Raw genomic sequence first — 11,868 nt, 5'->3', positions numbered from 1 at the left:
ATGGCAGCGCCTATTACTGAGATTCATCGTGAGAGAAATGAAGCCCTTGAACAAGAGCAAAAGCTTAACGAATTAAAATCATTACTCACTGAAAATGATCAAGCAGTACAAAGCATCATGGCTCTTATTGGCGAATTACAACAAGCAGGTATGCTTGATGCAGCCAATTCCATGTTAAAAGGGAAAGAACAAATTGCTAAAGTAGCACTTGGTCAAGTAACAAAAGAACCTGTAACCAACTTAATTAACACATTAATGGGTGCAACTGGTGCACTTATGCAAGCTGACCCTGAACAAACAACAAAACTCATTAAAAGTGCAGTATCGGGCATGGACGAAGGAAAAAACTTTTTACATGAAGAAAAGAAAATTGGTATTATGCAATTGGCCAAAGTTTTAAATGACCCTGATATTAATCGCGCGATCGGATTCGGTATTCATTTCCTTAAAGGCATGGGTAAAGAATTAAAAGAAGAGAAATAATGCAGTAAACCTCCCACTCGATTATTGTGGGAGGTTTTTCATTATCATTTACCCTGAGCAATATAAAAATTATACAAAAAAGACTCTCCCCCCTTCCTCTGGCTATATATAAAACCTAACTTATCGAGATAGAGGACTTCATCATCCTCCTTTCTTTTCTAGTTAATCGTTCACTTCCTAAAGCTATTCTTATACCATGACTTAATCTCATAGATGAGTGACTATTTTGTGCTCGATCTTCATTGCTGTTTTTTTCCTAAATGCTGCTAAGATTATCTACCTCGTACAGCGTTGATGATCTAACATTAATCAAATACGACCGTTAGTTATCCCCCACGCAACCTCAACAAGCCCGTAAAAAAGGCTAACCTTATCAAGCTTTCAAGCCTGATTCTCTCATATGGAATCAATCCCCTTCAAATGTTTGTCAAGGTCCGTCACAGCAATGGTGACCTTCTAAAAGGAGGTTTTATACTAAACGGGGTTTGCGCTATTTATCTTGTTGGTTCTTCTCTTTTATAGCGGGAATTGGGTTGCCCTACTTATCTTGTTGATTCTTCTCTTTTTAGTAGCGGGGGGTAATTTCGCACTACTCATCTTGTTGATTCTCCTCTTTTTAGTCGCGCTTTTTGATTTTGCCCTACTCATCTTGTTGGTTCTCCTCTTTTTAGTCGTGCATATTGATTTTACCCTACTTATCTTGTCGCTTCTCCTCTTTTTAGTCGCGCTTTTTGGGGTTGCCCTACTTATCTTGTTGATTCTTCTCTTTTTAGTCGCGCTTTTTGATTTTGCCCTACTTATCTTGTTGATTCTTCTCTTTTTAGTCGCGCTTTTTGATTTTGCCCTACTCATCTTGTTGATTCTTCTCTTTTTAGTCGCGCTTTTTGATTTTGCCCTACTTATCTTGTCGCTTCTCCTCTTTTTAGTAGCGCATTTTGGGGTTGCCCTACTTATCTTGTTGATTCTTCTCTTTTTAGTCGCGCTTTTTGATTTTACCCTACTCATCTTGTCTCTTCTTCTCTTTTTAGTAGCGCATTTTGATTTTGCCCTACTCATCTTGTTGATTCTTCTCTTTTTAGTAGCGCATTTTGATTTACCCTACTCATCTTGTCGCTTCTTCTCTTTTTAGTAGCGCATTTTGGGGTTGCCCTACTTATCTTGTTGATTCTTCTCTTTTTAGTAGCGCATTTTGATTTTACCCTACTCATCTTGTTGATTCTTCTCTTTTTAGTCGCGCTTTTTGATTTTGCCCTACTCATCTTGTTGATTCTTCTCTTTTTAGTCGCGCATTTTGGTTTTACCCTACTTATCTTGTCGCTTCTCCTCTTTTTAGTCGCGCTTTTTGATTTTGCCCTACTTATCTTGTCGCTTCTCCTCTTTTTAGTCGCGCATTTTGATTTTACCCTACTCATCTTGTTGATTCTTCTCTTTTTAGTCGCGCATTTTGGTTTTACCCTACTTATCTTGTCGCTTCTCCTCTTTTTAGTAGCGCATTTTGATTTTACCCTACTTATCTTGTCGCTTCTCCTCTTTTTAGTAGCACATATTGATTTTGCTCTACTCATCTTGTCGCTTCTCCTCTTTTAAGTAGCGTATCTTTATTTTGCCCTACTCATCTTGTCTCGTTCCCTCTTTTTAGTAGCTTAAATTGATTTACGCTACTCATTTTACGCTCACGTTCATTTTAAGTCGCACCAATTGATTCTCATTATTGACGTCCAAATCCAATTTGCGAGGCTCTCAACTCCATTTTCACTTTGAGTGACTTAGAAGATACACCCATTTTTTATTCCAACTTGGGTATAAGGGCAGTTTTGTAACCTTCCATTACCTCTACTATTTTTATATCCACAAATAGTTATTTTTTTATAAAAGGCAAAATTGATAGTCTTAAATTTAGCATATCTCTCTCTTTTTCTTCATAAGCATTTTAATAGAAAGGATGGATGATATGCAAAAATCACAAGGCTATCAGTTATTTCTATTTATTAACACTACTGCTCTCTCCATTACTATTGCTTGCATCTTTTTAGCAAGTACCGTCGCACTCGTCACAATAAAGATGTCTTCTGATATTGCTAGTTCTGTCATCAATGGACCTCAATCGCATTCCATTTATCTACACTTATTAAAAAGTGCTAACCAAAGTTTTATTAGTGAGGATGCGATTGAAGAAGTGGCTATCTCTGACCTTGCTTTTAAGTTTGCAACAAGTATTACGCCTGAGGATCCACGGACATTCCTTGGTAGAGAACTCCCTTTATTCTCCTTTTTCGATGGCAAAATTCACATCGCTGGAAAAGGAACAGATTATACAACTTTACCAATTGAGTCAACAAACGTACCAATGGATAAATTAATAAAAGACAAAGAGACTATCGGAAACGATGATGATAATAACGATGACGGGCAGGATGGAACAACATCACCTAAAGAAAAAAATGTGTATATTTATCATTCACATAGTTATGAATCTTACCTTCCATTTATAAAAGAAGCACAGACAGCAGACGACGCTGTAAGTAATGATGAAAAGTATAATGTGATCTCAGTTGGTTCTAAACTACAAAAAGATTTACATGCTGAGGGTATCGGCGTTGAACATAACAGAACAAATATGACAGAAGCATTGCATAGTCAAGGATTACAGCATAATGATGCTTATACAAGGGCAAGAGATTTCGTTTCTGAGGCAATGGCTAGTAATAAAAACTTATCTTACATTATTGATATTCATCGAGATTCACAGAGAAAAGATGTCACTACTATTGACATTAATGGTAAAAGTTATGCTCGACTCTTCTTTGTGGTCGGTGCAGAGAGTAAGAATTACGAAAAGAATTTAAAACTGGCAGAAGATCTTAATAAAGCAGTAGAGGAAAAATACCCTGGTCTAAGTAGAGGAGTCTTAAAGAAAGATTACTCAGTAGGCAATGGTGTCTACAACCAAGACTTATCTGATCGCGCCATTCTCCTAGAAGTCGGCGGTGTCGACAATAACCGTGAAGAACTTGATAATAGTACAGATGCCTTTGCCGATATATTTAGTGAATATTACTGGAAGCAAAAAGAAGTAGAATCTCAGTAATTAAACAGCGACTATTCATTTTGGGTAGTCGCTGTTTACTGGGGATATATTTAACTGCTACATTTCACCCTACTTACAATTGATATAGATAAAGAGATCAAAGGAATTTATAGTAGGATTGATATAAACTTAATTATTGGGGACAGATTATTAGATTCAAACCCGATTGGTGCAACTGGAACGAACTCGAATTATTAATTAAGTTGATTAAGTAAATCGCTATTAAGCATTCACAGTTTCTTTCATTCTCTCTTTCTACCTTAATTGATTTCATACTTATTTAAAATTTTACAAATCTGTCATGCAAATATAATGCAATATCCCTTATAATGAAAGTTGGAAACAATCGACTAATTATATAACAGAGGGGCGTATTAGAATGTTTAAAAAAATTGCTTCAGATGCATTAGGCTTATCAGATATCGGAAAAATTATAAAACCAGAGGATTTTGATAAAACACAATCAGATGATTTTGTACGTCATGAAGATAATGAAAAAATCTATTTTCTTATCATGACGAAAAGTGATGAATATTGCTTTACTAACTTAGGTTTAATTCATATTGACGGGCAAAACGCAATCTCTTCAAAAAGAGTCATGAAGCGTTATCCTTACTTCCAATTTGACGTCAGTGACGTAAAGTTAGAAACAGCTGGTAAGATTGATTTAGATGTAGAGATTAAATTTAATCTTGGTAGTGTCCCATTCAGTATTGATGTTGATAAAAAACAAGTAGATGAATTGAAAGATTTATATAAGGCATTATTATATATTGCTGAAAAAGTGTATGAAAACAAAATTATGTTAAAAATGGCCAATGATAGCCTTGATAAAGCTGTGCAAGTTCTACATAATTCGAGAATCGGTGAACAAGATCTAGCAAAACAATTCCAAGCCCTCACAGAATTTTCATTTAATTGGCTTGACTCAAGTAAAAATCAACTACATGAAAAAGACTTCGGTTCAGTGTTCGAAAAATACATTAATAACTAAACAGAAAAGGCTTTTGCCGATTATAGATGAAACAAAAGGCAAAGGTATGTCGTTTATAATTTCTTATGTATCAGCAATTCGTAGTACATATCTAATAAAACGAGTTTTGCTCGGATATCTTGAATGAATTTCCTTTAGATGTACGAGCAAATCCTTGTTCCACTGCTATCATCCATTTTATATCAAAGATGAACAATCAAACCGAGTTTTAATGAATCGGATTTGAACCGTCTTTTTTTAAAGCAAAGAAAAGCAGCTGACTTGAATTCAGCTGCTTTTCATTACCTATTAAGAAGCTTTCGCTTGCTCAACTTCCTCTTCATTTACTCCACTCTTTTTTCCAAGCATATTAAAAACGATATTTAAAATAATTGCCGTTAAACTCCCAACCACAATTCCGCTTTCAGTAATAATACGGATATTTTCTGGTAGATTCGCAAAGATCGTTGGAACAAATGTAACCCCTACACCTAGACCAACAGAACAAGCGATAATGAGTAGGTTTTCTTGTGAGTTAAAGTCTACTTTGCTTAACATTTTAATTCCTGATGCTATAACCATACCAAACATAGCAAGCATGGCTCCACCCAGCACAGAAGATGGAATAACTGTTGTTAATGCACCGATTTTAGGTACTAACCCTAAGATGACTAAAAATGCACCAGCAACATAAATAACATTTTTGGTCTTTACACCTGATAATTGAATTAAACCTACATTTTGTGAAAAAGTTGTGTAGGGAAATGCGTTAAAAATACCACCAAAAACGATCGCTAATCCTTCTGCACGATAACCGTTTGCTAAGTCTTTATCTTTTAATTTTTTATTCGTAATATCACCTAATGCGAAATATACACCCGTAGATTCGACAAGGCTGACCATTGCCACGAGAATCATTGTAAGAATCGGAATCAAATCAAAGGTAGGCATTCCGAAATAAAATGGCTGTGGCATATGGAAGAATGACGCCTCCCCAACCGCTGAAAAATTCACTTTCCCCATGATAGAAGCAATAATTGTTCCAACAATAATACCAATTAAAATCGAAATAGCACGTACAAAGCCTTTTGTAAACTTATACAAAACTAAGATAACAAGAAGCGTTGAAAAAGCTAAAATAACATTTTCCGTTGAACCAAAATCTGGGCTACCTTCCCCGCCAGCCATATTATTCATAGCTACAGGAACTAAAGTTAATCCGATTATTGTCACAACTGATCCTGTTACGACAGGAGGGAAAAATCTAACCAATTTACCAAAGAAAGTAGCAACCAATATTACAAATAATCCAGATACAAGAATGGCACCATAAATGGATGTAATACCATAGTTTCCGCCGATTGTAATCATCGGCCCTACTGCAGTAAATGTACAACCTAGGACAACCGGCAAACCGATACCAAAAAATCTATTCTTCCAAACTTGCAATAATGTGGCAATCCCACACATCATAATATCAATTGATACAAGATAGGTTAATTGCTCTGCTGTTAAACCTAGGGCACCACCAACAATCAATGGGACAATAACTGCTCCAGCGTACATGGCGAGCACATGTTGTATTCCTAGGGAAGCTAATTTCAACGGATTTTGATTCATTTTGAGGATTCCTCCATCTCTTCAACTTGTGTAAAAGTAACCTTGCTATCCGCAAGTGATTGAACAATTGCTAAAGATTCAACTTTATAACCTTTTTTGCGTAATTGTTTTCCTCCATCTTGGAATCCCTTTTCAATGACAATGCCCATACCAGCGATAGATGCTTTCGCTTGGTCCACGATATCCGCTAAGCCTAGAGCAGCCTGCCCATTTGCTAAGAAGTCATCAATGATCAACAGACGGTCATTTTCACTTATAAATTTTTGCGATACTGAAATCTCATTGGTTTCTTGTTTTGTAAATGAATACACCTCTGCAGTTAACAAATCATTAACCAATGTCAAAGATTTTCTCTTCCTAGCAAAGACAACAGGTACATTCAAATATAATCCAGTCATGACAGCTGGAGCAATTCCTGAAGATTCTAATGTAAGTATCTTCGTCACGCCTTCATCTTTAAACCGAGCTGCAAATTCTTTGCCTATTTCTAACATAAGCTCAGGATCAATTTGGTGATTAAGAAAAGAATCTACCTTCAAAACAGTATCTGAAAGTACTTTTCCTTCTTGTTTGATTTTTTCTTTAAGCAGCTCCATAATTATCCCCCTTGGCTATAATACAAAAAACCTAAAAGTCATCCGCTTCACTTTCAACTTGAGTGCAGCAAGGACCTTTAGGTTTTAAAGGTGTGGAAACAAGAGCAGATAAAAGACTACTCCTCCACTTGCTCACCCATAGTCAAATAATTTACGGTTATTCGGTAGAAACTCGCGGACCATATTTCCGCTATTATATGAATGACAACTATTAAGTTATTTAAATTGAATTACTATCATTATATCATGCGACTTCAAAAATTCAATAGGATAATGATAGAAAAAACGAACAATAGAGAATTTCTTATAATTATCATTCGTATATTATTGGTAATTTTCTAAAATCTCATTTTCCGTTACTACGTTTATATAAAGAAATAACCATTTTATAAAAATGTTCCCTTCTCTTAAAATCATCTTTACTCTTGATATTTCTGCAAACTATATCATTTCTAACAAAAAAACATCTAAACCTACTTCAATGAATAGGTTCAGATGTTTAAATATCTTAATAAGCTTCATTATTGGGTGATTTCATCGCTTGTATAGCGCTTCCTTTTCTTTTGCGGTAAGTTCACCACAACAACTGAACCGACAATAAACAGGGCACCCACTACTTGTAACCAAACAAGGCTTTCATTAAATAATAATACACCCATTATTGTAGCAACCACAGGTTCAACTGTGGAAATGACTGCTGCTGTACTTCCTTCTGTTTTCTCTAACCCTTTTGTATAAAGAATATAAGCAAGTACTGTTGGTATAAGCCCTAGGCCAACACTTAAAAGCATGACATCAGTTTGCATAAAGAGTGTACTTTTCTCCCACAAACTTGTTATTGGTATAAGCACAACAGCTGCGATAATAAAAGTAAAAAATGTTACGGCAAACGGAGAATAGCGGTTGAGTGCAAATTTACCAAATATTGTATAAAGGGCATAACCTATACCTGAGCCTAACCCAGTAATTATACCTAAAATGGTTATTTGACTCTCTCCTAAAGCTAAGCCTGCAATTAATATACAACCCGCCATTGTCATAATAACGGCGATAATTTTATTTATTGTCATTTTCTCTTTTAAAAACATAAATGATAGAATCGTCACAAATGCAGGTGCTGTATAAAGAAATATAACTGCCATGGATATACTCATCTCACTCATAGTCGTGAAATAACAAAAATTGAATAACACGATGCTACAAATGCCTGTACCAAGGAAATACCGTACATCACCTACAGCGTGTAACTTCATCTCTTGGCGATAATGGATAAAACCTATCAGCAATAAAAATAAAACAGCAAAAATAGCGCGAATCGCTACGATTTCCATTGAAGTGAAACCAGCAGAAGCTAATCCCTTCACAAATAAGCCAATAATTCCCCATAAACTTGCTCCAGCCGCAATCATTATAAAGGGCAGAATACGTTTCATCTTCCACTCCCCGTTTCTAGCGATATCTAGTTTAGTTGATAAATTGCACGATACTTATCTGTTAAATAGTCAATAAGATACTGTACATTTAAGCCTTCTCCAGTTGCCGATTGAATGATTTCTAAAGGCTCTTTCATACGCCCGTAGCGATGGACATTCTCAGTTAACCACTCTCTAATCGGGGTAAGATTGCCCTCTTCTAACAATTGATCAAACTCAGGTATACTCTTCAACATACTTTGTTTTAATTGTGCTGCGTACATATAGCCTAACGCGTATGATGGGAAATATCCAAAGCTTCCGCTTGCCCAATGAACGTCCTGCAAGACACCCTCAGCATCAGTTTTAGGCGTAATCCCTAAATATTCTTCATATTTTTCATTCCATAATTGCGGCAAATCTTTCACTTCGATTTCATCATTAAATAATGCCTTTTCTAGTTCATAACGAATCATAATATGAAGCGGATAAGTTAATTCATCTGCTTCTATACGAATCATAGATGGCTTAGATTCATTAATCGCATGATAGAATTCATCTAATGTAATGCCGTCAAATTGATCCGGTGCATATTGATTGAGCAGTGCAAAATTATGTTGCCAGAACCCTTTATGACGACTGACAAAATTTTCATAAAAAAGCGATTGTGATTCATGTATACCTGTTGATGTACCTTGATGGAGGGGGGTATTTTCTAGCTCTTTAGAGATATTTTGTTCATAAATCGCGTGCCCACCTTCATGAATCGTACCGAATACTGCCATGCGAAAATCATTTTCGTCATATCTCGTTGTGATGCGGTAATCTCCAGAATTAATACCAGTTGCAAATGGATGGACGGTATCATCTAATCTCCCCGCCTCAAAGTCATAGCCCATTTGATTAAGAATTTGGATTGTAAATTCCTTTTGTTTTTCCTTAGGGAAAGTTGCATATAGGAAATCTGTTTCTGGTTTACTTTGTGATTGAGCAACTTCTTTTACAAGTGGCACAATCGATTGTCGTAACTGACCGAACACTTCGTCTAATGTTTTCACCGTCATCCCTGGTTCATGGTGATCTAATAATGTATTATACTTATGTTCTTTGTAACCCCAATAATTGATAAAACGTTTATTATAATCGACGAGTTTTTCTAAATACGGCAAAAACATTGAGAAATCTGACTTTTCTCGTGCCCCTTCCCATACTGTTTCAGCGTGCGATTGAATAGATACATATTCTCTAAATTCATCAGCAGGAATTTTTTTATTCAAATCATACTCTTTTTTACATACTTCAACTAACCTATTCGTTCGCTCTGAAAGGTTATTTTTTGCCTGCTCATCACTTAACTTCCCTATGTATGCCGCCATTTCTTCGCTCGTACACATGGCAAAGATCTCAGAAGACAACATACCTATCGTTTCAGCTCTTTGTTCAGCACCTTTGCGCGGGGCACCTGTTCGTAAATCCCAATGCATAAGAGAAACTGCTTCCTTATAAGCCATCACTTTTTTAACAAATGCTAAAAACTCATTTTCAACATTAGTAATCATCGCATCCATCGTCATTCCCCCTTCTTATTACTAGGTTTATTTTAGCATAATCTATTCTATAAAAGCTGATGTTTTATTTATCTTTATTAGTTACTACATAATTAAAAATAACAATCAAAGTATTTATTTAGCCCATAATAAAAGAGAGACCTAAATTGAAGTCTCTCTTTCATTTTAACCATTATTAACCATCACAGGCAGTATATTCAATACTTTTTCCTTAACCTCTTCCGAATGATTTTCGTCAAATAAAATATGCACATTACCATGATCATCATTCGTACGAATCAGGCGGCCTATGCCTTGTCTCATGCGCAACAACATATAAGGCATGTCCACCTCTTCAAAAGCCTTGCTTGTTTGTTCTCTTTTTGATTGGAACACTGGGTCATTAGGTGGAAAAGGCAATGAATAGATAAAGACATTTTCAAGCGATACACCAGGAATATCCAAACCTTCCCATAAATGCACTGACGCAAGAATGGACTGCTCTTCATTTTGGAATTTTGAAACGAGCGTACTAATTTCTGCTTCTCCTTCAAAATAAATCGGGTAGGTAAGTTTTCCTTCTGCATATTCTTTAAACAGCGATAACTCCTCTTTTTTTGAAAAAAGAAGTAAACTACCGCCTTGCATCTTATTTAATTGCGCAATCATATAATCCATTTTTTGCTGATGGTCACCTGTCTCAAAGAATGGTGCCAAGGCAGTCATATTATTTTCGTAATCAAATGGTGATTCTACTGTGAAGGAAAGAAAATCATCGACCCCTAAGCTTTTGGCAATATAGTTAAACGATTGTTCTTCAGATAAAGTCGCTGATGAAAAGATAAAAGGAATGTCCTGAGAGAATACTTCTTCTCTCATAATTTCTTCTACCAATCTCGGCATAATGATTAAAGTTCTTTCTTCTTTTTCTTCTTCAAACCAGGCGATACCACTTTGGTCTTTAATAAATAGTGATAAAGAATAGGAAATCTGCTCAAGATACTCTTCCACAACCTTTAGTTCGTATTCATTAATGACATACATTTCACTCTCAAACACGAGTTCTTCTTCTAGTTGACTAATATGGGCAAATAGTTTTTTCGCCTCGTCTATTAAAGCTTTCTCTCGTTTAATCATTTGTTTTTCAGAGCCTGCAATTTTCTCAGTCGTTTGTGATAGTATGCGAAAGAACATTTCACTTTGGTAAATTGTATCTTCAATTGTATGCAATGTTTTTTCACGTACATCGTTTGCCATTAATCTCGTTAACAAAGACTCTAAAATTTGTTCAGTTAGTCGATAAGTTAAAGCTTTTTGAGCAGCATATTCTAACAAATGTCCTTCATCAAAGACAACACTTGAAGCTTCTGGCAATAGTGGTAGCTGTCCTTCTCGCTTTCTTGATTCCTTTGTCCAAATATGTTCCATATAAAAATCATGAGAGCAAATAATGATGTCTGTTGATTGGCGATAATGGTCTCGATGCAATGTTTGCCCACAACGGTGACGTTTTTCACAAGTGAAACAATCTTGCAAAGAGTCCCAACCAATCTGCTCCCATTGTTCATCAGTCAGCTCCGGATAGCTTTTGCGATCACCATAAGGTGTAAACTTTTTCATGGAGACATTTTCCTCAACAAAGGATGGGAGGCTTTCGTGTACATCCATAAAGATATCATCACTATCAATCGATGCTAGCTGTTTATCCAGCTTATTCAAACATAAATATTGCTCTCTTGATTTAGCTAAACGAACATCGATATTTAAATTTAAAGCTTTCTCTAACTTGGCAATATCTCCTTCTGGCTTTACTAACTGTTCAATTAACGTTTCATCAGCACAAGCAATAATCGCAGGCTGGTGGCGGTACCGCGCGTAACAAAGGGCATATAATAAATAGACTATGGTTTTTCCTGTTCCCACTCCTGCTTCAGCAAATACGACCTTTCGATCTTTCATCGCATTTTCTAATTGGAAGGCCATATAAATTTGTTCATCGCGTATATCAAATCCACTCTCTGGAAGTAGATCATAGAATACATCACCAATCCAATCCCCTAGTTTCTCGTAGAATGATTCTGTTTTTTCAACCGTAAACGGCATCTGACTCTGTTGCATGACGTTCCCCCGTTTTCTTCTTTTATGAACC

General features: G+C 35.9%; 10 protein-coding genes and 1 riboswitch. Of the genes, 3 read left to right on the top strand and 7 right to left on the bottom strand.

Going from position 1 to position 11,868, the window contains the following annotated elements; all coding sequences use genetic code 11:
• On the top strand, positions 1-483 hold the full coding sequence (locus LCM23_RS13845; protein WP_224937488.1) for a DUF1641 domain-containing protein: 483 nt from the start codon (positions 1-3) through the stop codon (positions 481-483).
• A gap of 516 nt (positions 484-999) precedes the next feature.
• On the opposite strand, the gene LCM23_RS13840 is transcribed toward LCM23_RS13845, so the two are convergent.
• Positions 1,000-1,539, bottom strand: a complete 540-nt coding sequence (locus LCM23_RS13840; RefSeq protein ID WP_224937487.1) for a hypothetical protein — start codon at positions 1,537-1,539, stop codon at positions 1,000-1,002.
• Positions 1,536-2,048 carry a hypothetical protein gene (locus LCM23_RS13835; protein ID WP_224937486.1) on the bottom strand — a complete coding sequence of 171 codons (513 nt, stop codon included), beginning with the start codon at positions 2,046-2,048 and terminating at the stop codon, positions 1,536-1,538. The genes LCM23_RS13840 and LCM23_RS13835 overlap by 4 nt, the downstream gene beginning before the upstream one ends.
• Positions 2,049-2,434: 386 nt before the next feature.
• Here LCM23_RS13835 and spoIIP point away from each other — a divergent pair, with 386 nt between their 5' ends.
• Both spoIIP and LCM23_RS13825 read left to right on the top strand, forming a co-directional pair.
• Positions 2,435-3,571, top strand: coding sequence for a stage II sporulation protein P (gene spoIIP / locus LCM23_RS13830; RefSeq protein ID WP_224937485.1), 1,137 nt, complete (start codon positions 2,435-2,437; stop codon positions 3,569-3,571).
• Between the two features lie 379 nt (positions 3,572-3,950).
• Entirely contained in the window at positions 3,951-4,565 is a 615-nt protein-coding gene (locus tag LCM23_RS13825; protein ID WP_224937484.1) for a PH domain-containing protein, read from the top strand.
• Between the two features lie 288 nt (positions 4,566-4,853).
• On the opposite strand, the gene LCM23_RS13820 is transcribed toward LCM23_RS13825, so the two are convergent.
• The 5 genes from LCM23_RS13820 to LCM23_RS13800 form a co-directional block, all read right to left on the bottom strand.
• On the bottom strand, positions 4,854-6,164 hold the full coding sequence (locus LCM23_RS13820; protein WP_224937483.1) for a nucleobase:cation symporter-2 family protein: 1,311 nt from the start codon (positions 6,162-6,164) through the stop codon (positions 4,854-4,856).
• Positions 6,161-6,760 (bottom strand): xanthine phosphoribosyltransferase, encoded by a 600-nt coding sequence (locus LCM23_RS13815; protein WP_224937482.1) that lies wholly within the window; start codon positions 6,758-6,760, stop codon positions 6,161-6,163. Before LCM23_RS13815 ends, LCM23_RS13820 begins: the two co-directional genes overlap by 4 nt.
• Positions 6,761-6,879: 119 nt before the next feature.
• A riboswitch (purine riboswitch) is annotated at positions 6,880-6,981 on the bottom strand.
• A 300-nt stretch (positions 6,982-7,281) separates the two neighbouring features.
• A complete protein-coding gene (locus tag LCM23_RS13810; RefSeq protein ID WP_224937481.1) occupies positions 7,282-8,193 on the bottom strand; it encodes a DMT family transporter in 912 nt (303 codons plus the stop codon).
• A 26-nt stretch (positions 8,194-8,219) separates the two neighbouring features.
• Positions 8,220-9,740: a carboxypeptidase M32 gene (locus LCM23_RS13805; RefSeq protein WP_404826610.1), complete on the bottom strand. Its 1,521-nt coding sequence runs from the start codon at positions 9,738-9,740 to the stop codon at positions 8,220-8,222.
• 165 nt (positions 9,741-9,905) lie between these two features.
• Positions 9,906-11,837, bottom strand: coding sequence for an ATP-dependent DNA helicase (locus LCM23_RS13800; RefSeq protein ID WP_224937480.1), 1,932 nt, complete (start codon positions 11,835-11,837; stop codon positions 9,906-9,908).
• Between the last annotated feature and the right edge of the window lie 31 nt (positions 11,838-11,868).

Source organism: Cytobacillus kochii (assembly GCF_020171845.1).
Taxonomy (GTDB): domain Bacteria; phylum Bacillota; class Bacilli; order Bacillales; family Cytobacillaceae; genus Cytobacillus; species Cytobacillus kochii.
This window is presented reverse-complemented; position numbering and strand designations above follow the sequence as displayed.